General features: G+C 62.6%; 22 protein-coding genes. 11 read left to right on the plus strand and 11 right to left on the minus strand.

Going from position 1 to position 26,970, the window contains the following annotated elements:
• Window positions 1-258: 258 nt before the first annotated feature.
• The 7 genes from KJB29_RS10325 (at window position 259) to pgl (ending at window position 9,171) form a co-directional block, all read left to right on the plus strand.
• Window positions 259-2,721, plus strand: a complete 2,463-nt coding sequence (locus tag KJB29_RS10325) for a c-type cytochrome (protein WP_215734508.1) — start codon at window positions 259-261, stop codon at window positions 2,719-2,721.
• A gap of 23 nt (window positions 2,722-2,744) precedes the next feature.
• A complete protein-coding gene (locus tag KJB29_RS10330; RefSeq protein WP_215734509.1) occupies window positions 2,745-4,646 on the plus strand; it encodes a GMC family oxidoreductase in 1,902 nt (633 codons plus the stop codon).
• A gap of 145 nt (window positions 4,647-4,791) precedes the next feature.
• Window positions 4,792-5,364 carry a thioredoxin fold domain-containing protein gene (locus KJB29_RS10335; protein ID WP_246561133.1) on the plus strand — a complete coding sequence of 191 codons (573 nt, stop codon included), beginning with the start codon at window positions 4,792-4,794 and terminating at the stop codon, window positions 5,362-5,364.
• A 49-nt stretch (window positions 5,365-5,413) separates the two neighbouring features.
• Window positions 5,414-5,866 (plus strand): RpiB/LacA/LacB family sugar-phosphate isomerase, encoded by a 453-nt coding sequence (locus KJB29_RS10340; protein WP_004511840.1) that lies wholly within the window; start codon window positions 5,414-5,416, stop codon window positions 5,864-5,866.
• A 2-nt stretch (window positions 5,867-5,868) separates the two neighbouring features.
• On the plus strand, window positions 5,869-6,879 hold the full coding sequence (gnd, locus tag KJB29_RS10345) for a phosphogluconate dehydrogenase (NAD(+)-dependent, decarboxylating) (RefSeq protein WP_215734511.1): 1,011 nt from the start codon (window positions 5,869-5,871) through the stop codon (window positions 6,877-6,879).
• A gap of 43 nt (window positions 6,880-6,922) precedes the next feature.
• Window positions 6,923-8,449, plus strand: coding sequence for a glucose-6-phosphate dehydrogenase (zwf, locus tag KJB29_RS10350; protein WP_246561135.1), 1,527 nt, complete (start codon window positions 6,923-6,925; stop codon window positions 8,447-8,449).
• Entirely contained in the window at window positions 8,446-9,171 is a 726-nt protein-coding gene (pgl, locus tag KJB29_RS10355; protein WP_215734513.1) for a 6-phosphogluconolactonase, read from the plus strand. The genes zwf and pgl overlap by 4 nt, the downstream gene beginning before the upstream one ends.
• Window positions 9,172-9,181: 10 nt before the next feature.
• On the opposite strand, the gene KJB29_RS10360 is transcribed toward pgl, so the two are convergent.
• From KJB29_RS10360 to KJB29_RS10395, 8 genes are all read right to left on the minus strand, one after another.
• Window positions 9,182-9,469 carry a barstar family protein gene (locus KJB29_RS10360; protein WP_215734514.1) on the minus strand — a complete coding sequence of 96 codons (288 nt, stop codon included), beginning with the start codon at window positions 9,467-9,469 and terminating at the stop codon, window positions 9,182-9,184.
• Complete coding sequence (locus tag KJB29_RS10365; RefSeq protein WP_215734515.1) at window positions 9,460-9,981, minus strand: ribonuclease domain-containing protein; 522 nt, start codon at window positions 9,979-9,981, stop codon at window positions 9,460-9,462. Before KJB29_RS10365 ends, KJB29_RS10360 begins: the two co-directional genes overlap by 10 nt.
• A 60-nt stretch (window positions 9,982-10,041) precedes the next feature.
• Complete coding sequence (locus KJB29_RS10370; protein ID WP_215734516.1) at window positions 10,042-10,365, minus strand: protealysin inhibitor emfourin; 324 nt, start codon at window positions 10,363-10,365, stop codon at window positions 10,042-10,044.
• A gap of 152 nt (window positions 10,366-10,517) precedes the next feature.
• A complete protein-coding gene (locus KJB29_RS10375; protein WP_215734517.1) occupies window positions 10,518-11,561 on the minus strand; it encodes a M4 family metallopeptidase in 1,044 nt (347 codons plus the stop codon).
• Between the two features lie 34 nt (window positions 11,562-11,595).
• On the minus strand, window positions 11,596-15,099 hold the full coding sequence (locus KJB29_RS10380) for a sialidase family protein (RefSeq protein WP_215734518.1): 3,504 nt from the start codon (window positions 15,097-15,099) through the stop codon (window positions 11,596-11,598).
• A gap of 55 nt (window positions 15,100-15,154) precedes the next feature.
• Window positions 15,155-19,144 carry a PLL family lectin gene (locus KJB29_RS10385; RefSeq protein WP_215734519.1) on the minus strand — a complete coding sequence of 1,330 codons (3,990 nt, stop codon included), beginning with the start codon at window positions 19,142-19,144 and terminating at the stop codon, window positions 15,155-15,157.
• Between the two features lie 225 nt (window positions 19,145-19,369).
• Window positions 19,370-19,993: a hypothetical protein gene (locus KJB29_RS10390; protein WP_215734520.1), complete on the minus strand. Its 624-nt coding sequence runs from the start codon at window positions 19,991-19,993 to the stop codon at window positions 19,370-19,372.
• A 113-nt stretch (window positions 19,994-20,106) separates the two neighbouring features.
• Window positions 20,107-22,512: a hypothetical protein gene (locus tag KJB29_RS10395; RefSeq protein WP_215734521.1), complete on the minus strand. Its 2,406-nt coding sequence runs from the start codon at window positions 22,510-22,512 to the stop codon at window positions 20,107-20,109.
• A gap of 482 nt (window positions 22,513-22,994) precedes the next feature.
• Between KJB29_RS10395 and KJB29_RS10400 the strand changes: the two genes are divergently transcribed.
• Complete coding sequence (locus tag KJB29_RS10400; protein ID WP_215734522.1) at window positions 22,995-23,273, plus strand: hypothetical protein; 279 nt, start codon at window positions 22,995-22,997, stop codon at window positions 23,271-23,273.
• A gap of 5 nt (window positions 23,274-23,278) precedes the next feature.
• Here KJB29_RS10400 and KJB29_RS10405 read toward each other — a convergent pair whose 3' ends face one another.
• Entirely contained in the window at window positions 23,279-24,088 is an 810-nt protein-coding gene (locus KJB29_RS10405) for a GAF domain-containing protein (RefSeq protein WP_215734523.1), read from the minus strand.
• A gap of 52 nt (window positions 24,089-24,140) precedes the next feature.
• Complete coding sequence (locus KJB29_RS10410; protein WP_215734524.1) at window positions 24,141-24,626, minus strand: class II SORL domain-containing protein; 486 nt, start codon at window positions 24,624-24,626, stop codon at window positions 24,141-24,143.
• Between the two features lie 135 nt (window positions 24,627-24,761).
• Between KJB29_RS10410 and KJB29_RS10415 the strand changes: the two genes are divergently transcribed.
• The 3 genes from KJB29_RS10415 to KJB29_RS10425 are packed head-to-tail and all read left to right on the plus strand — an operon-like array spanning window position 24,762 to window position 26,177.
• On the plus strand, window positions 24,762-25,322 hold the full coding sequence (locus tag KJB29_RS10415) for an RNA polymerase sigma factor (protein WP_215734525.1): 561 nt from the start codon (window positions 24,762-24,764) through the stop codon (window positions 25,320-25,322).
• Window positions 25,319-25,678, plus strand: a complete 360-nt coding sequence (locus tag KJB29_RS10420) for a DUF3619 family protein (RefSeq protein WP_215734526.1) — start codon at window positions 25,319-25,321, stop codon at window positions 25,676-25,678. The genes KJB29_RS10415 and KJB29_RS10420 overlap by 4 nt, the downstream gene beginning before the upstream one ends.
• Window positions 25,679-25,688: 10 nt before the next feature.
• Window positions 25,689-26,177: a DUF3106 domain-containing protein gene (locus tag KJB29_RS10425; RefSeq protein ID WP_215734527.1), complete on the plus strand. Its 489-nt coding sequence runs from the start codon at window positions 25,689-25,691 to the stop codon at window positions 26,175-26,177.
• 50 nt (window positions 26,178-26,227) lie between these two features.
• On the opposite strand, the gene KJB29_RS10430 is transcribed toward KJB29_RS10425, so the two are convergent.
• Complete coding sequence (locus tag KJB29_RS10430) at window positions 26,228-26,935, minus strand: YkgJ family cysteine cluster protein (RefSeq protein WP_215734528.1); 708 nt, start codon at window positions 26,933-26,935, stop codon at window positions 26,228-26,230.
• Window positions 26,936-26,970 lie beyond the last annotated feature (35 nt).

Genomic DNA, 26,970 nt, shown 5'->3' on the forward strand with positions numbered 1-26,970 from the left:
CATCCTGAGCCTGGGGAAAGTATATTTCGGCGATCTTTCCCCGCAAGGAATCGGCGTATTTTTTTCCTCTAACCTTCGTAATCATCCTTCGGGTCTGAGAAAGAGTGAGATTGTCCGATGGCTTCCTCTGTGGCGCAACTGCACAGAATGATTGTGGGAACCCCTTTGATATCTCCCGGAATATGGTAGCCTTTCCGCAGTGAGACCAACGAAGCTGCGGAGAGGACGCTTCGCGGTAGGCCGCAAGGAGTGGAGATCATGAAACAGATCGTGTCAAATCGTGGTTTTCTGGTCAGGTTGGCGGTCATGGGACTCTGCCTTGCCGTTACGTCCGGGTGTCTCCACAGGACGCCGAAACCGGGAACCGTTCCCGATGAGGCGAAGCAGGCGAACCGCACCGCGGAGACGTTTCCCGCCGCCGCCGAGGATTATTTCCACGACATGGACGGCGGCATCCCCCTGACACCGGAAGAGGTTAAGGGACGGAACACCTGGATCGTCTGGACCGGCGGCAATGACCGGTTGTGGGACCGACTGACCGTCAAGAGCTTCGGCGCCCTCGATCTTCTGAAGGTCATCTCGTCCCACCCGAGCCTGAAGGCCAGCCGGGACAACCGCTTTTACTACCTTGGCCTTATCAATGAGCCGGGTTTCGAGAAGGCCACCGGGCCGGACCCGGAGCGCTTCGGGCTCTGGCTCGATAGGCGTCTCCCCGGTCAGCCCCCCGACCCCTTCGCAAACGATGCCAGGTATCCCGGCGTGAAGGTGGGTGCCCGGGGCAGCACCCTGCCGGTCGGTTCCTATTATGGCTGGACCACGGGGATCGTCGGACTCCGTCTCTTCCCGAATCCCGATTTCGACGGGGAAGCGGCCAGCAAATGGGACCCGGTGCGGTACTACACCGATCCGGACTACTACAACTCCCGGGACCTGGTTCGCCCCTACCGGGTCGGCATGTCGTGCGGTTTCTGCCATGTGGGCATGAACCCGGTAAATCCCCCAGCAGACCCGGAGAACCCCAAATGGGAGAACCTCTCCTCCAACGTGGGCGCCCAGTATTTCTGGGTTGACCGGATCTTCGACTGGCAGGCGGATCCGACCAGCTTCGTTTTCCAGCTGTTCCACACCGCCCGCCCCGGCACCCTGGATACCTCGCTGGTTTCCACGGACAGCATCAACAACCCCCGGACCATGAACGCGGTCTATTACCTTGGCCCTCGCCTTGAGCTGACAAAGCGTTTCGGCAAGGAGACCCTCGCCGGCGGAAGCCTCGACAACAGGCAGCTCAACGATTACGTGCCGGCCGACTCCCCCCTGGCGGCGTTCTTTGTCCCACCGGCCACCGTCTACACGCCGCGAGTCCTCAAGGACGGCTCCGACTCGGTGGGTGCCCTCGGTGCCCTGAACCGCGTCTATCTCAACATCGGCCTCTTCAGCGAAGAGTGGCTCCTCCACTTCAACGCGCTTGTCGGGGGGAAACCGCTCTCGCCGATCGAGATCGCCGTGGCCCGCAAGAACTCGGTCTACTGGCAGGCCACCGAGGCGCAGACCCCCGACATGGCGCTCTTCTTCCTGAAGAGCACCGCCCCCCACAAGCTGAAGGATGCCCCCGGCGGGAGCGCCTACCTGACCAATGACGCCGCGGTGCTGGAGCGGGGGAAGGTCGTATTCGCCGAAAACTGCGCCCGCTGCCATTCCAGCAAGCTGCCGACCCCGGCTGCGGGACTCGATCCGGGTGGATGTTCGGGAAAGGATTACCTTGACTGCTGGGACCGGTACTGGGAGTGGACCCGGACCGAAGACTTCAAGGCGAAGATGCGCGCCATCGTCACCGCCCCCGATTTCCTGGAGAACAACTTCCTCTCCGCCGAGTTCCGGGTTCCGGTGACGCTCCTCCAGACTAACGCCTGCAGCCCCCTGGCGACCAATGCCATCAGAAACAACATCTGGGATAACTTCTCGTCCGAAACCTACAAGGAACTCCCGTCGGTGGGGACCATCACGGTCTACAACCCCATGACCGGCGAGCCGGTCCGGTACAAGATGCCGGCGGGGGGACGGGGCTACACCCGCCCGGCGTCCCTGGTCAGTCTCTGGTCGACGGCGCCGTTCCTCCTGAACAACAGCATCGGCAAGTTCAACCCCAGCCCGTCGGTGGCGGCGAGGATGGAATCGTTCCAGGACTCCATCGAGAAGATGCTCTGGCCCGAGAAGCGGGAGAAGGATGCGGTGCTGGAGGACAAAGTTCCGGGGACCATTGACCGGACCACCACCCGCAGCTTCCTCCGGGTAGCCCCCGGTTATGTGCCCGAGGGGCTGGAGGGGCTTGTCAATTTCAGCGAGCGCTTCTTCCCGTACCTCTTCAGCGGCGGCGGCATCGAGATCGGCCCGATTCCGGCGGGAACGCCGGTGAGCCTCCTGGCGAGCCTGAACGTGATGCCCGACGATCTGACCCTGACGGAGCGTATCGCCTACCGGAAGAAGCTCCTCAAGCTCGCCCTGAAGATCAAGCATGACCTCAAGGCGCTGCCGAAGGACGCCAGCGACGAGGAAGGGCGGAAAGTCTTTGCGGACGTGGTGGGACCGCTCATGGAGATGAGCAAGTGCCCCGATTACGTGGTGAACCGGGGCCACTACTTCGGGACCGGCTACCTGACCGACGAACCGGCGCTCAGCGACCAGGACAAGCGGTCGCTCATCGAATTCCTGAAGACCTTCTGAACGGAGTCCATGGAGGGGTGAACATGGGTGCTGACTATGACTACATCGTGGTAGGTTCAGGAGCGGGGGGCGGGCCGCTGGCGGCCAATCTCGCCAAGGCGGGCTTCAAGGTGCTGTTGATGGAGGCCGGCGGAGACCACTGCGCGGAGAGCGAAACGGGACGCCTCATGTACGAGGTGCCGATCTTCCACGGATGCTCCACCGAATACAAGCCGTGTGAATGGGATTACTTCGTACGCCACTACACCGATGACGCCCAGCAGGCAAAGGACAGCAAAAAGGTGAGCGTGAACGGAAAAGACCATGTCTGGTACCCCCGCGCCGGCGCCCTGGGGGGATGCACCGCCCACAACGCCATGATCACCGTTCTCCCCCAGGATAGCGACTGGGACTACATCTCCCGAATCACGGGCGACGATTCCTGGCAGGGCGAGAAGATGCGCTCCTACTTCACCCGCATCGAGGACTGCCGCTACGTTCCTCCCCCGGGGTCGCCGAAGGCCCTCATCAGGGGTATCCTCTCGTCGCTCATCGACGTGGTCAAGGGGGACCTGGACTGGTTCGAATCCGGCAAGTCCCACGGTTTTGGAGGGTGGCTCGCCACGAGCACGGCCGATCCCGATCTGGTCCTGAAGGATCCCCAGCTCCTTGTCACGGTGCTGAAATGCGTCAAGGAGGTCCTCCATGATCATGTCGGACACCTGATAACGGGAATCGAATCACGCTTCGACCCCAACGACATCAGAACCGCCACGGAGAACCCCGAGGGGCTGGCAATCACCCCCCTGGCGGTGAAGAGCGGCCAACGGAACGGCCCCCGGGAGTACCTGCACCGGATACTGGCCGCGTTTCCCGACAACCTGACGATCATGACGAACACCCTCGCGACCCGCATCCTCTTCGAGGGGGCCCGGGCGGTGGGGGTGGAGTATATCGACCAGGCCCACGTCTACGGGGCCGACCCACAACGGATTGCAGACCCTTCATCCCTCCACCGTTCCGAAGTCCGCGCGAAACGCGAGATCATTGTCTCCTGCGGCGCCTTTAACAGCCCGCAACTCCTGATGCTTTCCGGCGTCGGCCCGCGCGCCGAACTGGAGCGGCTCGGCATTCCGGTGATCGCCGATCTCCCCGGGGTCGGCGAGAATCTGCAGGACCGCTATGAAGTCTGCGTGGTCTCCGAGTTCGCCCATGATTTCGAGCTGCTTCAGGGGGGGACGTTCGCTCCTCCCGGGCCGGGGGAGGCGCCGGACGAGTTCCTCGCGCAGTGGGAGAAGGATGGCACCGGCGTCTACGCCTCCAACGGTTCGCTCATCGGCATCATCAGGAAATCGAGCGCGGAACTGGCCGACCCCGACCTCTACATATTCGGCCTCCCCGGCTACTTCAAGGGATACGAGCCCGGCTATTCCGCGAACTTCTGCCACTACGGCAACAGATTCTCCTGGGCCATACTCAAGGCCCGTACCCAGAATACGGGGTGCGTGCAGCTCACCTCCACGAATCCGTGGGATCGGCCGACGATCAACTTCCACTCTTTCGGCGACGGCAAGCGTCCCAACGACCCGGACCTGGACGCGGTGCTCAGTGGCGTCCAGTTCGTCCGCTCCATGAACCAGCGGCTCGCGGACCGGGGAGTGATCACAGGAGAGGAAATCCCCGGGCCAGCCTGCGCCAGCGACGACCAGATCCGTGAGTTCATCATGAACGAGGCGTGGGGGCACCACGCCTCCTGCACAAACAAGATCGGCAACGACTACGACCCCATGGCCGTGCTCGACAGCCGCTTCCGGGTCCGTAAGACCGAGGGGTTACGGGTCGTGGACGCCTCCGTGTTTCCCAAGATCCCCGGCTACTTCATCGTGACGGCCATCTACATGATCAGCGAAAAGGCTTCGGACATGCTGATCGAGGATGCGAAGTGAGGACACGCGGCTACTTTTTAGCGAGATAGCTGGTGATAAGGTTCCGGTAGTTCGGGATGTAATTGGTGTGCACCGGATGGGCGGCCCTTTTCCGCGGGCGGCCCGGAAACGACAAACCCACCCATGATTGAAAGGAGCGAACAGTATGGCACAGATCGAATGGATCACCTCTCTTGCAGAGGGACTCTCAAAGGCTGGCAGGGAAAAGAGGCTCGTTCTCCTCGATTTCTTCAACCCTGGCTGAATTGGCTGCAAGCAGATGGACGCGGTCGCGTACCCCGATGCAGCTGTCATCGCATTCATCAACGACAACCTCGTACCCGTGCGGGTTCCGGCTGACGACCCGGTGCTCGGCCCGCAGTTCAAGGTCAAATGGACGCCGACTATCATCGTTCTCGATGCACAAGGGGACGAGCATTACCGCACTCTCGGCTTTTATCCGCCAGCAGACCTCATCCCGTCGCTCCTCCTCGGCATGGGGAAAGCCCGGTTCAACCAGCCCGACCGTCAGGCCGCCTGCCAGTGTTTCCGCAGGATCATCTCCGATTACCCGAAGAACTCCCTGGCACCGGAGGCCATCTACCTGAATGGCGTCGCCCGCTACATCGAGACCCACGACGTGACAAACCTGATCGGCATTTATGACCGCCTTGCAGCCGAATATCCCGACAGCCCCTGGCTGACAAGGGCAGATCCTTACAAATTGTTGAAGAGATGACCCTGAAACTTACGCCACTCATTCTGAAAAGTGGCCAGGAGTGACGACCATGCGGATAGGCATCGCCGCCGACCACGGCGGTTTCACCATGAAGGAGCGGATGGCTGCCGCCCTCAGGGAGGCGGGGTACGAGTTGACGGATTTCGGCGCTGAACGGCTGGACCCGGACGACGATTACCCCGATTTCGTCATCCCCTTGGCGCAAGCGGTTGGCGAAGGGAAGCTGGATCGGGGGATCGCCTTCTGCTCGAGCGGCGTGGGGGCTTCCATCGCCGCCAACAAGGTCCCCGGAGCACGGGCGGCCCTGATCCACGACGACTACTCCGCCCACCAGGGAGTGGAGCACGACGACATGAACATCATCTGCCTCGGCAGTCTGGTGGTGGGGTACGCCCAATCCTGGGAGCTGGTCAGGGCCTTCCTCGCCGCCACCTTCAGCGGGGCCGAGCGCCACCGTCGCCGCCTGGCCAAGGTGGCGGCCCTGGAACAGTGCGGGAGGTGACTATGCAACTTGGCATGATCGGCCTTGGGCGGATGGGTGCGGACATGGTGCGGCGCCTGCGGAAGGGGGGACATGAGTGCGTCGTGTACGATCTGAATGTCAATGCGGTCCAGTCGCTGGAGCGCGAAGGGATCGCTGGAGCGCGATCAATTGAGGAATTCTGCGCCAAGCTCGTCAAGCCGCGGGTGGTCTGGCTGATGGTGCCGGCCGCCGTGGTGGATTCGATGCTCCAGGACATTACCCCCCTGCTGGCGGCCAACGACATCGTGATTGATGGCGGCAACTCCCATTACCAGGATGATATCCGGCGTGCGGACCAGATGCGGGCACAGGGAATCAGCTACGTGGATGTCGGGACGAGTGGCGGCATCTTCGGTCTGGAGCGGGGTTATTGCCTGATGATCGGCGGCGAGAAACAGGCTGTGGAGCGGCTCGACCCGGTTTTCAGAACGCTGGCCCCCGGCATCGGCGCTGCCCCACGCACTCCCGGCCGCGAGAAACGGGAAGGAACCGCCGAACTGGGCTATCTCCACTGCGGACCGAGCGGCGCCGGGCACTTCGTCAAAATGGTTCATAACGGGATCGAATACGGTCTGATGGCAGCCTATGCAGAAGGATTGAACATCCTCCACCATGCCAATGCCGGCAAAGAGGGACAGGGTGCCGATGCCGAGACGGCGCCGCTCCGTAACCCCGACTTCTATCGCTATGACCTCGATCTCGCCGATATCACCGAGGTCTGGCGGCGCGGAAGCGTGATTTCCTCCTGGCTCCTCGATCTCAGCGCGACGGCACTGCTCGACAGCCCCGATTTGCAGGAGTTCCGGGGGCGGGTGTCGGACTCGGGGGAAGGGCGCTGGACCGTCGCTGCCGCCATTGACGAGGGGGTCCCGGCCCATGTGCTCAGCTCCGCACTCTACGAGCGCTTCAGTTCCCGTGGCGAGGACGACTTTGCCAATCGGCTTCTCTCTGCGATGCGCCACCAATTCGGGGGGCACCGGGAAAAGTCCTGACTGTCTGAGCATGCCCAAGGGGTAGATGGCGATGGATACAACAATGAACTCTCGGATGGAACCGACCGTGATGGTGGTCTTCGGCGCCGCGGGCGATCTTACGTGGCGCAAGCTTGTGCCGGCGCTCTACAACCTCTACCTTGACGGTCGTCTTCCCGAGCGGTTCGCCATCGTCGGGGTCGCCCGGCAAGAGATGGATGATGCGGGATTCCGTCGAAAACTCCGGGAGGGGGTGGACCTCCACTCACGGCGCAGCGTGACGGACGAGTCAACGTGGAGTGGCTTCGCCGACCGGCTGTCATACCTTGCCGGGGACTTCACCACGGCGGAAACCGGGGCGCTCCTCAGCCGGAGACTCGAAGAATTGGACCGGGAGTGGAACGGCCGGGCGGTTCGGGTCTTCTACTTCGCCATTCCTCCCGGCCTTATGGAAGCGGCGGCCCGCCAGTTGGAGAGCCTCGGCGTTTGCAGGGACTGCTCCCGGGACCGACTCGTGGTTGAAAAACCCTTTGGCCGCGACCTCGCTTCGGCCCGGCAGTTGAACGGGCTTCTCACCTCCCTGTTCGCCGAGACGCAGATCTATCGGATCGACCACTACCTGGGCAAGGAGACGGTGCAGAACATCCTCGCTTTCCGTTTCGCCAACTCTCTGTTCGAGCCGGTCTGGAACCGGCGCTACATCGACCACGTGCAGGTCACCGTCGCCGAAGCGGTGGGGGTGGGGAAGAGGGGAGGATACTACGATACATCCGGCGCCTTGCGTGACATGGTGCAGAATCACCTCCTCCAGATCCTCTGCCTGATTGCCATGGAGCCGCCGGTGTCGTTTTCCGCCGACGAGGTGCGCAACAAGAAGGTGGATGTCTTGCGGGCCATTCGTCCCATTCGCCCCGAAGAAGTCCATCGGGTGGCGGTCCGCGGCCAGTACGGCAGGGGGATGGTGGCCTGCGAGGGAGTGACAGGATACCGGGAAGAGCAGGGGGTGCCACCCGGCTCCGCCACCGAAACCTTTGCCGCCCTCAAGCTGTGGATCGACAATTGGCGCTGGCAAGGGGTGCCGTTCTATCTCCGGACCGGTAAACGCCTGCGCGCCAAGGTCTCCGAGGTGGCCATCCTCTTTCGTCCGGCTCCGCACCAGCTCTTCCCCTCCGCGGCCGTGGAGAGCTGGCAGCCGAACCGGCTCGTCCTTCGCATCCAGCCCGAGGAGGGGATTGCCTCCCGCATCCAGGTCAAACAGCCGGGAACGCGCCTGCTGCTGGGAGCGGTGGACATGGGATTCCGTTACCATGACGCCTTCCGCGCCGCCTCTCCGGAAGCCTACGAGACTCTGCTCCTGGACGTCATCTGCGGCGACGCTACCCTCTTCATGCGGGCCGACCAGGTGGAGAGCGCCTGGGGAGTCATTTCGCCGATCCTCGATACCTGGGAATCGGTGCCGCCGGCCGATTTCCCCAACTACCAGGCCGGCGGCTGGGGGCCGGAAACTGCTGATCTCCTCATCGCCAAGGAGGGGCACAGCTGGGTCCAACCCGACCTTCCAACGGAAGAGGGAGAGACGGAGGCTCCATGATCAGGGTCTGCCTCGACCGGGAAGCCTTGAGCATGGCTGCTGCCGAACTCTTTGCAACTGCGGCGCACTCTGCCGTGCGGGACACGGGGAGGTTTGCCGTTGCCCTTGCCGGAGGAGACACACCACGCCGTACCTACGAACTGCTCGCCCATGATCCATTCCGGAACCGGGTGCCATGGGAGAAAACCCATGTTTTCTGGGGTGACGAACGCTGCGTGCCTGCCGCTGATTCCCGCAACAATGGTCGAATGGCGGGCCGGGCGCTCCTCGACCATGTCCCGGTCCCGGATGGGCAGGTCCATCCCATGGTTTGCGGCCAGGCCCCGCAAGATGCCGCAAAGGAGTATGAAGCGCTCCTCCGCAGCTGGTTTCCCGGCGAGTTGCCGCGTTTCGACCTGATCCTGCTGGGGCTGGGGGAGAACGGTCATACCGCTTCCCTCTTTCCGGAAACACAGGTACTGGATGAACGGCGGCGCTGGGTGGCTGATGTCTCCCCGGCCAATGACGGGATGCACCGGCTCACCCTGACGGTTCCCGTCATCAACCAGGCATCCCGGGTCGTATTCCTGGTGTCGGGAGCCAACAAGGCGTCGATCCTGCGGGAGGTGCTGGAAGGCTCCCCTGACCCCCATCGCATTCCTGCCTGTCTGATCAGGCCGGCGGGGCAGTTGGTGTGGCTGGTGGACAGCGACGCCGCCCGCCTGCTTCGAAATGCCGCGTGACAGGGGCGTTTTATCGGAACACGATCCGGAAATCCTCCCGCTCCTTCGCCAGGTCCTTGAGAAGAGCAACGACCCGCTCGTAGTCCTTTCCCATTGATCGTTTCGAGTGTTCGCTATCCTCCCAGATGAGCTCCACCGGCCCCTCGATGTCCGTCGAGAGGACGTCCCAGAGGGCATCGAGGTTGCGGCCAAAGTAATCGGGAAGGGGGAGTTGGCGGGCGATCTCGTCGTACAGCTCGTCGAGGGAGTGGACAGTCCGGCCAGAAATGGTGCAGCGCTTCACTCGCTTTACTGGCATGGGGGGACCTCCGTGAAGGTGCGATAATGGTCAACTGTCACCATCCTCAGGCCGTCATTGGAGTAAATCAGGCGCTTTGCTCCCCGGTGTCCCCCCTTGTAGTCCAGGTCAGCCTCATGCCATTTCTTGCCGCCGGCCGGCAGCCGCCCCTCCCTGTTGGCAAACCGGTCGCCCCCGATGCTCTTCCCTTTGAGCCTAGTGGAGGCCCAGAGGTCTCTTCCCGGTCTCCATCCCATCTTTTTCGCCTGACTTTTGGTCACGAATTTCGGGGGAAGGTTCCTGTTGTTGCTTCCATTGAGGCTCTGGAGCATGGCGGCCAGTTCCCCTTCGTCGATCGTGGGTCTGAGCTGCCGGTTCACCTGGTGAACCACGTCGGCGCAGCTGTCGGCGTATGCTGGTCTGTCGCCGAAGCCGGCTGCGGGGAGTGCCAGGATCATCAGGGTTGCGAGGACGGGGACCTTCCGGTGATGCCAGGGTGAGGTCAGTTCCTTGGCTTCGACAGGGGTGTTCATGGTCTGTCTGCTCCTGTGCATGAATGAGGTGCAAGGCCGCGTTGAGCGGGGCCATTGCAACTATTTGCTCAGGCCCTTTTCACGCGTCTTGCGGCGGGCCTCTTCTCCCAGCCATTTGACAAGGGGGGCCAGACTCGCCGGCAGGGCCTCTTCGCTCACGATTACGGTGTGCTGCCGGCTGCTTTCCTGCACCTGGATCTTGTACTGGAAACGGTCGGGCTGGGGGCGAGGCGAGACAATGCGTGCGGGGAGATTGAAGAAATCCGTTTCTTCGACCATCCGGCGCAGTTTCTGGGCATCTTCCGGAGGGAGACCGGCAGTATCCAGGGTGGTGGCAAACCGCAACCCGGCAATGCCGCCGCTCTGTTCAAACGATATCTTCAATGGTTCACCCTCCTTGGCATACTGTTGTTGATGTGTCGCGCAGCCTGAGACAATGATACCGGCAGTGAACGATACCGCAACAGCGGAGACAATGCGGCGGAGCATCCGCCACGGATGCAAAGCGCCACATTGTCTTCCAAGGCTGCTCACGGTTAAATCACCCCCACGCCTTTCCAGGCATTCTGCACCGCCTTCATCTCGTTGCTCCCGTCGCCGAAGAGTTCCTTGGTAACGCTTATGGTGGCAGTGGCAGCCCGCTTGAAGGTGGAATTGCTGCGCAGCCGGTCCCGCAGGGCGACGTACCAGATCTTTCCGGCCTTTTCCCAGGCATTGCCGCCGATGGCGGTCGCTGCCAGGTAGAAGGCGCGATTGGGGATGCCGGAGTTGATATGCACCCCGCCATTGTCACTGGAGGTCTTTACGTAATGTTGCATGTCGGCCGGCTGGGGATCCTTGCCGAGGGTGGGGTCGTCGTAGGCGGTACCCGGCGCCTTCATGGAGCGCAGGGCCTGGCCCTGTATCTTCGAGGTGAAGAGTCCTGCCCCGATGAGCCAGTCCGCCTTGTCCGCCGTCTGGTTGAGGGCGCGTTGCTTCACCAGGGAGCCGAAGACGTCGGACATGGACTCGTTCAGCGCCCCTGGCTGCCCCGAGTAGGCAAGATTCGCCTCGTGCTGCGTCACGCCGTGGGTCAGTTCGTGACCGATGACGTCGATGCACTTGGTGAAGCGATAGAAGATCTCGCCGTCGCCATCGCCGTAGACCATCTCGCTCCCGTCCCAGAAGGCGTTGTTGAAGTTTGATTCGTAGTGGACGAAGGAGACAAGGCCCATCCCCCTGTTGTCGATGGAGTTGCGCTGGTAGACATCGTAGTAAAGGTCATAGGTGGCTCCGGCTCCTTCGTAGGCCTCGTTGACGGCCGGATCCGCGCTTGCCGGATCCCCTTCCTTGAAGACTAGGGCACCGGTGGGTGGATTGCCCCCCTCATGCTTGTTGTCATTGACCGTGCGGTACTTGTGACCCACCGCCGCGGCCGTTGGAAACGCTGCCAGGGCTTGCCGCTGCCCCCGGACGAAGCCGGCGAATGCCAGGTTGTGGAGAGCCCAATCTTTCTGGCGCGTGGAGCCGCGCTTGGCGATCTCTTCCAGCATGTGTGGGGGAATGATGCCCCTGATGGGCGAGTTTGTTGCGTTTAACATGGCTTTCTCCTTTGTTGGGGTGGTGGTGGCTCACTCAGCGACCGAAGGGAGCCGGCGGCTGGCGGATGATGATCGACAGGGGCCGGTGCGGTTCGTGGCGCTCGGCCCACACTGTGATCCGCAGCCGCTCGCGCCAGGCGCGCTCGGCCAGTTCTTCCACGTCCTTCTCGCGACTGCAGAACTTCCGCTCTCCATCTTCGGTATCCAGCAGGAACCCCTCGAAGTCGCCGAAACGATCAAAGATGAGGCCGGCAATCTTGCCGGTGAAAGCCCTCAGTGCTTCGTGTTCGGGTTCTTCATGGTGGTGATGCTTCCGCCTGCCGTCGCCGGTGGGCGAGGGGAGAATCTGGCCCGGATCGCCACCAAACGATATCACCCTCCCCCCGATCTGCTCCAGGTAGCGGAGGAACACCGGGTACCAGCGGCTGGTGGCAGGAATCGCTTCGCCGATCCAGCGCAAGACCGACAGATCCCGCTCCTCCCGCAACAGCAGCGATTGCTTGGTATGGACCGGGATGGTGAGCTGGAAGGCGCCCAGGATGCGCCGCCATTCGATCTCTGCCGGTGCCGCCGCAACGGCAGCGGTTGCCTTGCGGCGTGCCTTGATCTGCGGTGGCGGCGGAGCCACTGTGCCGAAGGCGTTCGTCACCTGCTGGACGGCAACGGTATAGACGTCACCCCGAGGCAGGTGGTCCGGCAGATCGACCGACAGCAAGCCGGCGTAGTTGACGGTGCCGCCGGGCGGAATCGGGACATAGGTGATGCCGCCGGTCTTGCAGTGCAGCGTATGGGCATCGGCGCGCGTCAGGCGATGCGAGGTGTACATCCGGTCCGCCATCGCCAGGACGGTGTCGGCGCCGACCGCGGGGAGATAAATCGAAGCCGTTCTCCCCTGGGGTGTGTTGCCCCAGTCTATCATCAGCTCATCGGGCGTCTGACCGACGGGGAGTCCCATCGGCGTTGGCCGGATTTCAAAGGTGGTCACCGCTTGCGCGGAACCGGCGTCACTCCACGAAATGTTGCGCTGGGCCAGCTTGTCCCAGTTCGAGGAGTCCTTGCCTATGGGGATTGGGGTCAGATCGAAGGCGAGCTCCGCTATGAGGCACTGATGCAGATTGCGCAGGATCGCCTGCTGAATCGGCAGGGGCCGGAAGGCCGGGTTGGAATCGTTGGGATCGAAAGGACCATCCTGTTTCGGCGGCACCTGGCTGGGGAAAACGTTGTTGTGAGTCACACCATCAGGCTTGAACGGCTGGTTGATGTCGAGCCAGCAGCCGAAGATCGCGTCCACCTCGGAGCCATCGGCGTGGGCCGTGATGGTCTGGACGTTGTAGGGGTCATCGGTCTGCTGATCCATGCCGTTCAGGGTCGTGTCGATGCGGGGCGCCGCGAAGCACGGAATGGTCACGTATTCGTTGCCGATGATCCCTGCCAGGGGAATAGGCTGACCATGGGGATTGCTCGTTGCGCGCCGGTACTGGGCGCCGGGCGGATAGTCATACACCGAAGTGGTGCTCTGCGCCTGGAACAGGCGGAAAAATACCCGCACGTTGGCCGCGCCGATCAGGCCGATGTAGTGGACCTTGGCCAGCGCGAAGTTGAAGACCGGGACCTGATGCTCGTCCTTCGGCTGGGTGTAGAGCTTGGAATGGTCCTCGTCCGGCGGGAGGCTGTCGAACTGGGCGGGCGTGATGGTTGCCATCAGTTGCTGGATAAACCTCGGGGCATCCGCTGGTCCGGTGATTCCGGGCACGCCGAACATGGAAACCCCTTGCCTTACCACAAAGACGCGCAGATCAATGCTGAGCCAGGAAGGATCGCCGTGCAGCAGGAACGGGTCGGGCTGCTTGATCAGGGTGAGCAGCGCCGAGGCGGGAGGTATATCGTCAACCGTCACGCTCAGCGTGAGATCCTCGGTCTGCGCCGAAAAACCAAAGGCGGCATCGGTGGCGCCGAAATCGATGTCGTAATAGAAGGTGAAGCGCTGGACCTCCGTGCCGTAGTCGCCGTTATCCGGCGTGTTGGCGATCGGTGAACTTGGGCTGATGGTGATGCCGGTTGCGGGTGAAATCGACGGCAGGCTCGCCAGAGTCGAGCCGGACCCGCTAAGACCCAGTTCGGCAGCGGTGAAGCCATCGACCACGACCCGGAATGCGCCCTGGATGGGGAGTCCGCCGGGAGAACCGTGCGGCTGCTTGCGCCGCGCATCCACCTCGTCCTGACCGATAGGGTTGCGGTTCAGGATGATGGCGCATTTTTTCTCAGGAACGATGGCGGTCCACAGTTCCTGGATGCCCGTCCGGGTGTCGGTCCAAACCGGGTAGAATCCCTGGCCGCTCGAATCCAGGCCGAAGTATTCGCCAATGAAGGTAATGACGCCATCCGGAGGAGTGGGCGGACTGTTTTCATAATGGCTCCATGGTGCATCCACGGATGGATCCCACGGTTGGTCGGTCACGGTAAAGTGGTCGAATGAGGCACCGCCATCAAGGGACTGCGCCATGATCACGTCTATCAAAAACGTGCTCGGCTTGGGCCCGAACTCGTAGAAAGCGCACCCGACAACGCCGTTGGGATCAATTGTGATCTGAGGATGGAAGTGCTGAAAATTTGCTGGAAGTGCACCGGTCAAGAGAGGCTGTCCTGAAAGACCGGTTGTCCAGCTCGAACCGCCATCATTGGAAAGGGCGTAATAAATGCGCGAAATCCCTTCGCGCAAATCGGCCCACGCCACTGCTACCGTTTGCCCAAAGACGCAGGCGGAAGGCACGGTGATGACGCGGAAGCTTCCCCCGGGGAAATGGAACCAATTTATGTGAAAGGGAAGGGGAGAGCCGAGAGGCGTAATGCCTGTGGCGGGGGACACAGTCGCGTTAAAGCTGTCGCCGCCATCGGTGGAGACAATCATTTTGACTTCGGTTCCGGAAAGCCAAACGATATAAATATTGCCATTGGCAGCGACATTGATCTCAGGTGAAAACGAATTGCTCACAAGGACAGAACCCGGCTGGGTTCCTGCCCCCGCCCCTTCCCAGGTAACACCGTGGTCTCTGGTGCGGGCAAAGCGCATGACCCCGTCGTCCCATACGGCATAAACGCGGCCATGGAAGGGGCTCGCGGGATTGGCGTCCCCGGCGGCCCATTGCTTGTCGTCGCCGGTACTGGTATGGATGCGGTTGGGATTGCTCCAGGTTTTCCCTCCATCGGTGGACTTGTAGATCTCGATGCCGATGGTGTCGAAGGTTGGCGGATTGGTGCCGGAAAGGCCCACGAGAAATACGTTTCCGACGTCGTCCCAGGCCAGGGCCGGATCGGTCAGGAGGGTGAACCCCGGCATGGGCAGGTCCGCCGAGTCGTGCCACGAGAGGCCCCCGTCGGCGGAATATGCTGTGGCCAGGGTGAAGTCGTAGTTATGGATATCTTTGAACTTCTTAGACCCGGCTACGATCTGCAGTGGATTGTTCGGGTTGATGACGACGCTGCTTTCGCTCCTGGCGTTGTTAGGGTTTGAGGAATGAGTGACTTGAGTGTTTGACATGGCCATCTCCTTCGCGCGCATGTGAAATCGTTATGCGTTACGGTTGTTTTTCCCGTTAGTTGAAACCGCCAACGGCAATGTGCCTGGTTTTGGGGTTGTCATCGAGCATGCGCCAGCCCGGGCAGCTGTTGCCGGTGCAGGCCGGGCCGGTATAGCGCCATATCCTGCCGTTGTTGTGCCGTTGGTAGATGTGGCTGCCCGATACGGCGATTTCCTGGGTCCTGATGTTGTTGTCGAGCAACTGCCAGCCGGGGCAGCTGTTGCCGCTGCAGGGGGTGCCGGTGTAGCGCCAGATGCGCCCGTCGTTGTGGAGTTGGACGAGTTGACTCCCCCCGGCGGCGATCGTCGCAGTCCTGGGGTTATTGTCCAGCAACTGCCAGCCGGGGCAGGAATTGCCGCTGCACGGGGTACCGGTGTAACGCCAGATAAGACCGTCGTTGTGGAGCTGGAAGAGCTGGTTCCGGCCGGCCACGATAGTCTTGGTTTTCGGATTGTTGTCGAGCATCTGCCATCCAGGGCAGGAATCGCCGCTGCACGGGGTGCCGGTGTAGCGCCAGATCATGCCGTCGTTGTGGAGCTGGAAGAGCTGGTTCTCCCCGGCGGCAATGGCTACCGTCTTGGGATTGTTGTCAAGCCGCTGCCAGCCGGGACAGCTCTCGCCGCTGCACGGGGTCCCTGTCCAGCGCCAGATCATGCCGTCGTTATGGAGTTGGAAAAGTTGGGTGCCGGCGTTGGCGATGGCAACCGTTTTCGGGTTGTTGTCGAGCATCTGCCAACCGGGGCAGGAATTACCGCTGCACGGCGTACCCGTGGAGCGCCAGATGCGGCCATCGCCGTGGAGTTGGAACAGTTGGCCGTCGCCCCCCACGATGGTTCTCGTCTTGGGGTTGTTGTCGAGGCGTTCCCATCCGGGGCAGAAATCCCCTTCGCACTCCTGGCCCGTGTAGCGCCAGATCATGCCGTCATTGTGCAGCTGATAGAGCGGATCGGTGTGAAGCTGGTAGAGGTCGTTGCCCGGGGCGATCATCCCGGTGCGGGGATTATTGTCAAGGCGCTCCCATCCCGGGCAGGAATTGCCGCTGCACGGGGTGCCGGTATAGCGCCAGATCCAGCCGTCGTCGTGCAGCTGGTAGAGCCGATCGCCCGCCGCCGCGATGGCGACGGTCTTGGAGTTGTTGTCGAGCCGCTGCCATCCGGGGCAGGAATTGCCGCTGCACGGAGTGCCGGTGTAGCGCCAGATCCAGCCGTCGTTATGGAGTTGATAGAGGTTGTTCCCTGCCGCAGCGATGGCGACCGTCTTGGAGTTGTTGTCGAGCCGCTGCCAGCCGGTGCAGCTGTTGCCGCTGCATGGGGTGCCGGTGTAGCGCCAGATCATGCCGTCGTTATGGAGTTGATAGAGGTTGCTCCCCGCGGCCGCGATGGCGACGGTCTTGGTGTTGTTGTCGAGCCGCTGCCAGCCGGGGCAGCTGTTGCCGCTGCATGGGGTGCCGGTATAGCGCCAGATCATGCCGTCGTTATGGAGCTGATAGAGGCTGTTCCCCGCCGCCGCGATGGCGACGGTCTTGGAGTTGTTGTCGAGCCGCTGCCAGCCGGGGCAGCTGTTGCCGCTGCAGGGGGTGCCGGTATAGACCCAGATCATGCCGTCGTCGTGGAGCTGGTAGAGCTTGCCCCCCGTAGCCGCGATGGCGACGGTCTTGGGATTGTTGTCAAGGGCCCGCCATCCCGGACAGGAATCGGCATCGCAGGCGCCATGGGTGGATTGCCAGATCATGCCGGTGTTGTGGAGCTGATAGAGCTCCCCCCCGTCGGCGACGATGGCCACCGTCCGGGGGTTATTGTCCAGTCGGATCCATCCCGGGCAGGAATCGCCGCTGCAGGGGGTCCCCGTGTAGCGCCAGATGGCTGCTCCGTCCCGGGCGACAAACTCTGTCGAGGAATAGACCCTGAGCCCCGTTGCCGCGGGGAGTCCGGCAGGGGCCGTGGCTGAAGCCCAGGCAGCGACCACGAAGTCGCCAGCGCAGGCGATGCCGTTGTAATCGCCGTATTTAGGGCAGCCGCCGCCGGTGCGGCAAGTTTCGCCCGGTGGACACCCGCCGGCGCTGAAGTCGCACCGGGTGCCGCTGTCGCCGCCGGCGGCGTTGCGGCACACGCCAGCCAGTTGGGGCTGGGCGCTGCATGCCTCGGAGTCGTTGGTGCTGCGGGGGGCGCAGGGCCAGCCCGAGGCGCACTGGGGATCGGGATTGGCAGTGAGGTTCCAGAGCGTCCCCGAGGTGGAGCCGAGGAAATAGTCCGTAAGATCGTTGTTCGCTGCGGTGGCGGCGCCACGGTCGTACCAGCCGACCCAGGCACTGCCCCGCGTGGTGCAGGACCACGGCATGAAGCGGCGCACGGACGCGCTGGCACTCACGTTCCTCCGGGTGGGAAACGATGCGCCGCTGTTGGTCGATTCCATGGCCACGATCCGCTCGCTGGTACCCCCGTTGTTCTCGGCGAAGGTGACGAACAGATGACTGGCATTGCCGGGATCGGGCGCCACCATGGGGCTGCTCAGGGTATTGCCGTCGTTGCAGCGGTCGAGCCCGGCCACAGGGCAGGCGACCCCGCCGCTCAAGGTTGCGACGGTCACCGGAAAACCAGTGGCCGGAGTCAGGCCGGTGGCGCACGAGGAGAAGCGGTTCAGCAGGACCGAGTTGCCGCTCAGGGTGACCACATACACGGAGCCATCCCGTCCCACGGAGACACGGGGGAAATCCCCTGCGCCGGGGATTGCCGCCCGGGCGGTCCAGGTGGTGCCATTGTTTTGTGAACAGGTGATCGAAGCTGTGACGAAACCACTTCCGATACCGCTACAACTGGCCACGGTGCCGCTGGGGGTGAAGTTGCGCCACACCGCATAGAGTTGATCGCCACCAACTGCAGCGTTTCGGCCATCGCCGGCGATATGCTCCTGGTCCGGGAAGCAGAGGCCGGCACCGGTAGTGGGACAGGTGGCACTGTACCCCTGCAGCGCGAAGCCGGCTCCGTTGTTGGTGGAACGGCTCACCGCGTTGGTGCAGCCGGAGACGTTGAGCTGCGCCGGTGTGCCGGTGGGAATGGCGATGACCCCCAGATAGAAGTTGCCGCTGGCGCCCCGGGCGAGAGACGGGTCATTCAGGCCGAAGACGCCGGTCGTTCCCGCGGCAAAGCTCGTGCCGCGGTTGGTCGAAAAGGTGAGGCCGCTGTTGCTCGCGATGACCACGGTGGAGGCATCGGCGCTGGTGGCGATTTCCAGCTCTCCGACGCCGGTCTGGACCTGTACGGGCGCGCCGACCGCCGACGCCGTGACCGCCGAAGCCGTTGCTGCACCCGGTTCCGGTGTCGAACTCTGGGGCTTTTTGAACAGCAACTGCCGCTTCTTTTCCGTGCTCTGCAGCGACTCAAGGGCCTTTTTGACTTCGCCTGGTTTCCCTGTTCGAGCAAAACGGACGCTTCGGGTAATCTCCCTCGCACCCTTCATCAGGTCCTGAGGCGCTTCGGGGAGGACGGAGCTATCAAAGATTACCACCTTGTCGCCCTGGGCGATTGCCGTGACCGTTCGCTGGACCGTCACCTCGGGCGCCCATGGCTCTTCCTCTTCCTCTCCCTGTGCTCCCCGCCGGGGCAATTTCTCGGTGAACGTCACCTCAACGGCGGGCCAGCCGCCGACTTCGACGAACTCCGCCGGAACGTCCCGGGCCTCGGCAATGGATTCGAGCCGCTTCAGCGCGTCCACATGGTCGCTGCGAGCCTCGGTGGTAATGAGGAGGCGCGCGACCGGATATTCGGCGACGCTTTCAATCCCCTTTTCGGCAGCCTTGGTCGGAGCCGTGCCCATGACCACGAGTTCCTGTGCATTGGTGTATTTCACCGCCGACAGTTGCCACGGGGCAGCAAAACGAATCTCGGCCTCGGGAGCGACGGTGAGCACTCGTGCCTGTTCAGCCTGTTGCGCCAGGCCCACAGTCACTCCACAGAAGGCTGAGAGTGCAATCACGGCGACGGTAAGAACATGTTTCGTGAGATTCATGGCAACCTCCTTGCTTTGTGGCTGGTGGCGTGTAGCCTGCTTCTCGATGGCGTTTTTTCGCGGTGTCTCCTTTGCCCCTGGCTCGTTGAAGATTGCCGCACGATCCCGGCAAGATCTCCTTGACGATGTTCATGGTGTACAGGTCCCATCAAGGGTGGCGGGGTAGCCCCTGGAGCCGATGCCGTCGCCAGTTGCGCCCTTCGGAAGACCTTTGGTAGTGTTATGTCACTTCCCGGTCCGTATCAGCGTTCCGCTTGAGGTGCAGACTCGGTCGAAGGACTGGACTGGAGTTCCTCCGATTGCCACGGTCACTGCCTGGATATTGCCGCCGGTTTCGCTTATGGTGAGCATGTTCTGGGTCACGTCCACGGAGCCTTGGTACGCGGCGGGGCCAATGGCGAGGGAGAGGCCATTGCCGAGCTGCGACGTGCAGGTGAGTGTGGCGGAGTAGCTGCGGTTCGGGTTTACGGAGTAGGTTCCGGCGCATGACGATGTTATGCCGTTCTGCATCGGTGCCGATCCGGCGATTGCCTTGGCGGGCTCCATGACAGCAACGGTAATGTTGTCACCCTTTACACTTCCCGTGCCGCTGAAGGTGAGGGTTCCGCTCTCGATGAAGCCAACCGTCTCCCCATCGGTCAGGAGCTGCCGAGTTGTCTGGTCGAATCCCGGCGAGTAAGGGGTCTGCACACAGGTGCGCGATGCGGTGAAGGCGTAGCTTCCCTTGAGAAGCGTGTTGAGCAACGCCTGTTGCGCCGACGTATTAGCCTGGATCTCTACGGCGCCTACGGTGACGGGGATGAGGGAAGCGAGGCCTGCGGCGAGGCTGACGATGGTGTTCCGTTTCATGGGGTCTCCTGATGATGTCGTATTGTTGTAGAATTCTGCCGGAGTACGGTACTGATACGGGGGCGCGCCCCCTCTTGGCAAAAAAGGGGGCGAGCCGCGTTGCTACAGAGTTATTACCCGTTCTCCCCTTCCGGCAGGTCGTTGCAGATGCAGACCGCCCATGGCGGGGTCCACGCCTCGTGGCAGGAGACGGTGTTGCTTCGGGTTTTGTCCCGGGCGTAGAGCTGGAACGCATAGCCGCAGCAGGTCCCCCGCTTGAGGGGGAAGCCGGCCGGGATCACGTAGGGCGCCGGCACGCTGGGGGCGCAGGTGGCGTCGAAAATCCGCAGGTCGAGGAGCGTCAGGATGCCGTCGAATTTGGGCGGAATCGGCGGAGGGGGGGGACATCCTGCCACGACCGGCATCGGATCGCACCGCACTCCTGGGTCACCCACCCGCTGGGTTCCTTTGTACGGGTCGGGCCCATAGTTGATGAGATCCGGCGTGATGGGGATTTGGAGCGTCGGCCCCCCTTGGCGGGTGATCGAAAGGACGTAGTAGTCGAAGTTGTCACTGGGGGGATTGAGGTCGGACTCGTCGATGTACTCGTCGTAGGCGATTCCCAGGAGCCCCACGGGCCAGGGGACGTTGCAGGGTGCCCCCGGCGGCACGAACTGCGTGTTCGGCCCCAGGTGGAGGTCGGTACACCCCGGCAGCCCGGCGAGACCGGCAAATTCAACGGTGAGCGGCTTGTTGTCGAACCAGACCTGCTGGGTGTCGTAGTAATCGTTCCCCAAGGTATCGGTCACGTGGAGAAGCAGGGTGTACTTGCCGCTCCGGCACCGGTGGTGCGAGTCGGGGCAGGGGCCGTCCATGACGTTCGTGGGAAGACCCGAGTCGCTGGGCCAGCAGAAGGGCCTGAGTTTCCAGAGGTCGTGGATGGTGATGTTCCCCAGCTGGATGTCGATACTGTCCACCAGGGTCGTGGTCAGGGGCTTGCCGATGACCTGGTTCCACTGGGCCCGCTTCCCCGCCTCGATCTGCGGGTCGGGGTCGGTGTAGCAGACCGGGCCTGAGAGGAGGGTGGAGTAGGCCGCCGGGTTGAAACCCATCTGGCCCGGGCCAGGGAGGAAACCGACGGCTGCCCGCAACTCGAAGCACTTGATCTTCCGGTTGTTGCATTCGCCCACGAAGGCGCTGCCGCTGACGGTGACGCAGCACCCCACCGACGCCACGTCGTTGGTGGCCGGTATGAGGAGCGGCGAGTCGGGGTTGAAGGGGCCGAAGCCGGCGCCGGTCTTCACGGGCGCGTCGGCCACGTGGTCGATCCAGACCAGCACCTTGAAGAGGCTGAACTGGGTGCAGCAGCAGCTGCGGGCCACGTTGGGGAGCGACGAGTAGACGCAGAGCCGGATCTCGTAGGAGCCAGCCGGGAGCACCGTAGTGTTGATCCACCCCAGGACCCCGTTGACCACCGAGACGGTCCCCGTGGGGGTGCCGCCGGGGTAGACGACACCGGTGGACTGCCAGCCGGTATCGTCCGCACAGGGAAGCCCCTCCACCTTGCGCCATTCGAGGGTGTAGTGGTCGAAGAAACCGCCGGTGGCGGTACCGACGGCGGTTACCGCCAGGCCACCCACGTTCTGGTTCACTTCCTCGTCGGTGCACCCCACGGGCTTCGTGATCTGGCAGGTGAGGGGCTGGAAGCAGCGGCGCAGACAGACAAAGTAGGCAATGAGGCAGCGGACCAGGTCGAAGAGGGTACGGGCCCGCCCGAGGCACCAGCCGAAGCGGAAGGCGCAGAGGCACCAGCAGCGGCAGAACCAGAAACGGGGATCCTGGCTCAACTTTGCAAAGGCCTCTTTACCCATGAGGAGCTCGGCGTTCACAGGAGTCAGGAACTTCTCGAAGAGCGCCTCGGCCGCATCCCCGCCGGCGTGGCAGTCGAGATTCCCGGCTGTGGCGTCGTCGGCCAGTTCACTTGCCCGGTCCGTGGTGCGGGCCTCGTTCTCCAGGTAGGGCTTGAAGACGGCGGCAAAGTTGGCCACCAGTTGGCGGAAGTCGGCCCGCTCCTCCACGGTGAGGGGGCGGTTGCCGATGGAGTCGTCAAACAGGCGCCGGACGCAGAGCCAGTAACGGTAGAGGTAGTAGACCGCCACCGGGAAGGTGCGGGCCCGGGAGAGGAGCCAGCCGAAGCGGAAGCAGCAGAGGATTTTCCGCAGGCACCAGTTCCACTGGTCGATGGGGCCCAAAACCTCGCGGGCCTTGGCATCGAGGGTGCGCAGTGCCACCGCTTCCGTGGCCAGGGGGGCGAAGAGCCGGTCGGCCAGGAGCTGTTCGTCCTCGCAGGCGTGGGGGTGTTGTTCGGTCTCCTTGATGAGCCTTGCGGCCGACTGACTAAGCTCCAGATCCTCCTGGAGGATGGGGCGCCAGGCGTCCAGAAGCTGCTGGAGGACGAACTGGAAGTCCTCCATGGTTACGTCGTCGGGAAGTTCGGCCTTTATGGCCGCTTCGGTGGGCTTCTTCGGTTCTTTTGCCATCCCTGGATTCTCCTTTCGTGTCCGCGTCCGTGCGGTTTTGAGGCCTATGCTGGACCTTCGCGTGGGCCTTGGTTGGTTGTCAAATAGGTGGATGGCGTTTGCTTTTCAAGGGAGGGTCCGGTCGCGAGGGCAAACCCCCTGCACTTCTTCATGACGTCCGTCTTGAAGTCATCGAGCCGGAGAAGGGAATGCGCTCAACCGGATGAGCAGCAGGGGGGGAAGGTTGAGTGCGCCATCCCTGGCGCGATGCGCTCATCCTTGAGCATACTGGTAGTCAAATGTCGTGTGGAGTTGCTTACCGGAGGGAAGTATAGCGTGGGCAGTTTTGCCTGCAAGCGGCAGAGGCAATTAAATTCCGTTAGTTACCGATTTGTCGACAGTCGGATGGGAATGGCCTTTTAGCTTGCATTCGGGGGGTGAGCTTCAACGCTCTGTTCTGCTATACTTAATAAAAAATGGTGAGCTCCATAGGAGGTTGACCAATGGCCGAATTCGTGAAACCGGCATATCTGGCGTTTCTTCTCGTCATTGTCATCCCCGGGGTGGCCGGCGGCATCCTTGCCGCCAACCGGGCGAGGAATTTTGTGGGGTGGAGCATCCTGTGCGCCGTTTTTCCCATCTTCCTTCTGGTTATCTACTTCCATAAACCCCTGCGCGAGGTGGAGGGGAAGTTCTGGAAGTGCCGCTCCTGTGGCGAGTATCTCCCGTGGCGGGAGGAGTCGTGCAAATACTGCAACGCCCCCCGTGCAACGGGAGGCTGAGCCTGTCAGGCCGGCGTTCCCGGCGGTGCTTCGATGACCTGCTCCTGGGGCGCCGCAGCCTGCGTATCCACCAAACGTTTCTTGTGCTTTTTCAGGTTTTCGCCCAACAGTCCGACGATCTCGGTGGCCGCGTTGATGATGTGTTCGGTGCCGAGGCCGGCCCGGGTCATCTCCCGGTAAAAGGTCTTGGCAGCGATCCTCGAGAGCCGCACCGGGTCCTGGTAGAATTCGGTCACCTTGCTTGCCACCAGGCTCTTCGTTTCCCGGGAGATGGCCATCTGGGCAAAGCGCGAGCGGAGCACGTTCTGGAGCTGGACCACCTGGATCGATTTTCCCACCAGGAGCGCCACGAAGGTGGCAAGGGCCAGGTCATCGTCGGTGAAACAGCGGCCATCCCGCGGGTTGGTCAGGTTGATGACCCCCACCACCTTGGTGCCGATCAGGACCGGCACCGAAATGAAGCACTTGCTGGTCCCCTCCGGCGTCCGGGCAAGGGGGAGGTATGGGGAGCGGGTGATGTCCTCCACGAGGATGGCCTGACCCGTGGCCGCCACCCGACCGGCGATGCCGTCGTTCACCTTCACTGCCTCGCGGAAGGCATTTTCAGGGAGATAGCCGGTCTTGGCGAAGACCCGCAGACGGAAGTCCCCCGGCTTGTCCCCCTCCCGGAAGAGCATGATGGAGCAGTTCTCCACGTTGACGATATTCGCGGCCATTGCGGCGAAATCGTTGAGGCTCTCGTCGAGGTTCTCCTGCTGTTCCAGGAACGTGGACATCCCCACAAGTTTTACAAAAAAATTGCCATCGGTCTGCATAGGTCATCTCACTTCCTTGCGGGTTACGCCGGGCGTTGGCGATTGGCTCCAATCAGCCGGTCACGGCCACATCGAGGCTTCCTTCCCAGTAGCCGTGGAGGTTGCACCGCTGGAAGGCCACGAGGGTGATCTTGCCGGCGGGTGCCGCCTCCTTGGGCACCACGACGGTGAACGTCACCTTCGGATGCAGGAAGCCGCGGGGTTGCATCGCGATCCGGCCGGCGGGCTCGTTTCCCACATTCAGCTCGATATACTCGATCCAGTGGGTCGGTCCCATGGGGTGGACCTGCTCACCCACTGTAACCTCCACGGTGAACGGTTCACCTGCTTTCACCGTGTGCGGAGCCCTGATGACCGGCACGTGCTTCTGCTCCAGGGGACTTTTCTTTGCCGGGTCCTTGGCGCGGTTGATGGTGGCGAAGAGGCTCTGGTCGGCCTTGACGGGAAAGTACTTTTCCGCGGCAGCTGCGGCCTCGCGGGTAATGCCGGCAGCCACGGCCCCAAGGGCCGCCGTCTTCAAGAAAGTTCTCCTGTTCATGATTCCTCCCTGATCCATGTGGGTTGCGAACATTGAAAAGTTTAAATCCTGGCATCTTAAAGTCAATGGACCCCTCTGCGTTTGATGTGATGTCAACTCCTTTAACATTCGTGCGTTTTTGATTAGTATAAGGCGATGAGAATCAAGGAGGAGCGGCTGGACTCCACTGAGATATTAAACCGATTTCTGGCGGGGATTGAGCGGCGGGCCTTCCGCATGGCTCGACTTGCCACATCGGACGATGACGAGGCCCTCGATCTGGTGCAGGACGCCATGCTTGCTTTCGTGAACCGCTATGCCGGCAAGCCCGAGGGGGAGTGGGCGCCGCTGTTCCACCGGACCCTTCAGAACCGCATCGTTGACTGGCACCGCCGCACGGGGGTCAGGAACCGTTTCCGTGCATGGTTTTTGGGGGGAGAGAGCGAGGAGGAGATTGATCCCCTGGAAAACGTGGCTGATCTCTCCTCTCCCGATCCTTTGGCGAGCCTCCAGCGGCACGATTTGGGCGAAGCCATCGAGTCGGCGGTCCGCCGGCTTCCTCTCCGTCAGCGGCAGGCCTTCCTTCTGCGGGCCTGGGAAGGGCTCGACACGGCCCAGACGGCCTTTGCCATGGGATGTTCGGAGGGAAGCGTGAAGACCCATTATTCGCGCGCGGTCCATACGTTGCGCGACTATCTTGAGGAGTACGCACCATGAGCCCTGAAGAACGTAACGAGCGGATGGTGGCAATGGTTAAAGAACATCTTGACGCACGTGCGGACGCCCTGGATGACCGGACGGCCGCCCGTCTCCGGGCCATACGGTTGCAGGCCGTCGAGTCGGCAGAAGGGAAGAGGGGGTGGTTTCGCTTCCTCCGCTGGATCGCGGTGGGAGGGCTTGCCACGGCTGCCGTTGCTGTCCTGGCCGTAAGCCTCTGGATGACCGGCCCCCGGCGGGAAAACACCGTTGCCACCGCCGACGATATCGAAATTGTTGCCGCCCAGGAGCAGATGCAGTTTTATGAAGATATCGAATTCTACCGCTGGCTGGCGGCCCAGGAGAACGGCGGGTAAGGAGCGGGCGATGAGGAAGAGGATAGGAGTGGTTGCTGCTGCAGGTCTGCTGATGGCGGCCCTTCTGGGAGAGGCCGCGGCCGCCCCCTGGGAGCGGCTCACCCCGGATGAGCGGCAGGTCCTGAAACCCTTTGAGGGGCGATGGGAGTCGCTTCCTCCGGAGCGGCAGGAGAGGCTTCGCCGGGGTGCCGAACGGTGGCGGACCATGACGCCGGAGGAGCGGGAGCAGGCCCGGGAACGGTCCCGAAAGTGGCGTGAGTTGCCACGGGAGGAAAGGGAACGGATCAGAAAACGGTTCGACGAGTTCAGCAAGCTCCCCCCCGCAGAACAGGAGCGGATCCGGCAGAGATACCGCTGGTTCAGGGAGCTGCCTCCCGAGGAGCGGGCGGCACTGCGCGAGAAGTGGCGGGGCCTGGGCCGCGAAGAGCGCCGTGAACTCCGGGACCGCTACCGGGCCATGACCCCGGAGCAGAGAAAGGATTATCTGAAACAACCATAGATTTAAGAGAGAACCCCGACGGAACACGTCGGGGTTTTTTCATGGTGAAGCTACGATTCGGGGAATCTGATGCGTTTCCCGTCAAGAAAATCGTCCGCAAGGCGCGGATCCAAGAGGCATCTGGTCACCGACCGGCAGAGTTCGCGGCCGGTGGTGTCGAGGCCGGCCCGTTCCATCGCCGTTGCGAGGGCCCGGAAGGTTCCTTCCATCAGAAATTTCTGGAAGATGTTGACCACAATCGTTTCCTCCTCGTCGGAGCAGTGGGCTGCGAGGGCGCGGCGGCACTGTTCCGGATCGGTGGATGAAAGTGCCCGGCAGGTGAGGGGTCGCACCGGGTATATGGCGCACCATCCACGCCCGTCGAGGAAGGGGCAGGCCACGCCGGCCCGAATCCGCTCGTCGTCTTCCATCCAGCGCACCCGGGCGGCCGTGTCGGCGACCCGCATCGTTATGGCGTTGGTCTCATCACCCTTGCCAATCTCTTCAAGGTAAGCCGCAATGGCGATGGCCTCGGGGAGGAGCACCGTCACATTCACCCTGCAGCAGTCGGCGCAGCCCGGTCCGCAGGCAATGAGGTTCTGCTCGTTCGCGGACAGTCGGGAGGCCTGCACCTCCTCTGCCCGTCCGGTCACCCGGGCCATGGCGGTCCGGATACCCTCCGCACCCGCAGCGTCGGCCAAGCCCCGTGTCGCGAGGTCGTCAATTTCCCCGCCATACGACGAAAAATCAAATGGTACCGTGCTGCCGGCTTCGGACATGGCCACTCCTCCTGTAACGTGAAGTGTAGTGCAAA

This window comes from Geobacter grbiciae (genome assembly GCF_018531165.1).
Taxonomy (GTDB): domain Bacteria; phylum Desulfobacterota; class Desulfuromonadia; order Geobacterales; family Geobacteraceae; genus Geobacter; species Geobacter metallireducens.

Excerpts from the sequence above, each read along its gene's own strand:
- gnd (WP_215734511.1), top strand. The coding sequence starts at position 5,869 with ATGCAACTTGGCATGATCGGCCTTGGGCGGATGGGTGCGGACATGGTG.
- KJB29_RS10360 (WP_215734514.1), bottom strand. The coding sequence starts at position 9,469 with ATGCCAGTAAAGCGAGTGAAGCGCTGCACCATTTCTGGCCGGACTGTC.
- KJB29_RS10415 (WP_215734525.1), top strand. The coding sequence starts at position 24,762 with ATGAGAATCAAGGAGGAGCGGCTGGACTCCACTGAGATATTAAACCGA.
- KJB29_RS10325 (WP_215734508.1), top strand. The coding sequence starts at position 259 with ATGAAACAGATCGTGTCAAATCGTGGTTTTCTGGTCAGGTTGGCGGTC.
- KJB29_RS10380 (WP_215734518.1), bottom strand. The coding sequence starts at position 15,099 with ATGTCAAACACTCAAGTCACTCATTCCTCAAACCCTAACAACGCCAGG.
- KJB29_RS10410 (WP_215734524.1), bottom strand. The coding sequence starts at position 24,626 with ATGAACAGGAGAACTTTCTTGAAGACGGCGGCCCTTGGGGCCGTGGCT.
- KJB29_RS10375 (WP_215734517.1), bottom strand. The coding sequence starts at position 11,561 with ATGTTAAACGCAACAAACTCGCCCATCAGGGGCATCATTCCCCCACAC.
- KJB29_RS10365 (WP_215734515.1), bottom strand. The coding sequence starts at position 9,981 with ATGAACACCCCTGTCGAAGCCAAGGAACTGACCTCACCCTGGCATCAC.
- KJB29_RS10430 (WP_215734528.1), bottom strand. The coding sequence starts at position 26,935 with ATGTCCGAAGCCGGCAGCACGGTACCATTTGATTTTTCGTCGTATGGC.
- KJB29_RS10395 (WP_215734521.1), bottom strand. The coding sequence starts at position 22,512 with ATGGCAAAAGAACCGAAGAAGCCCACCGAAGCGGCCATAAAGGCCGAA.
- pgl (WP_215734513.1), top strand. The coding sequence starts at position 8,446 with ATGATCAGGGTCTGCCTCGACCGGGAAGCCTTGAGCATGGCTGCTGCC.
- KJB29_RS10405 (WP_215734523.1), bottom strand. The coding sequence starts at position 24,088 with ATGCAGACCGATGGCAATTTTTTTGTAAAACTTGTGGGGATGTCCACG.
- zwf (WP_246561135.1), top strand. The coding sequence starts at position 6,923 with ATGAACTCTCGGATGGAACCGACCGTGATGGTGGTCTTCGGCGCCGCG.
- KJB29_RS10425 (WP_215734527.1), top strand. The coding sequence starts at position 25,689 with ATGAGGAAGAGGATAGGAGTGGTTGCTGCTGCAGGTCTGCTGATGGCG.
- KJB29_RS10330 (WP_215734509.1), top strand. The coding sequence starts at position 2,745 with ATGGGTGCTGACTATGACTACATCGTGGTAGGTTCAGGAGCGGGGGGC.
- KJB29_RS10400 (WP_215734522.1), top strand. The coding sequence starts at position 22,995 with ATGGCCGAATTCGTGAAACCGGCATATCTGGCGTTTCTTCTCGTCATT.
- KJB29_RS10385 (WP_215734519.1), bottom strand. The coding sequence starts at position 19,144 with ATGAATCTCACGAAACATGTTCTTACCGTCGCCGTGATTGCACTCTCA.
- KJB29_RS10340 (WP_004511840.1), top strand. The coding sequence starts at position 5,414 with ATGCGGATAGGCATCGCCGCCGACCACGGCGGTTTCACCATGAAGGAG.
- KJB29_RS10420 (WP_215734526.1), top strand. The coding sequence starts at position 25,319 with ATGAGCCCTGAAGAACGTAACGAGCGGATGGTGGCAATGGTTAAAGAA.
- KJB29_RS10390 (WP_215734520.1), bottom strand. The coding sequence starts at position 19,993 with ATGAAACGGAACACCATCGTCAGCCTCGCCGCAGGCCTCGCTTCCCTC.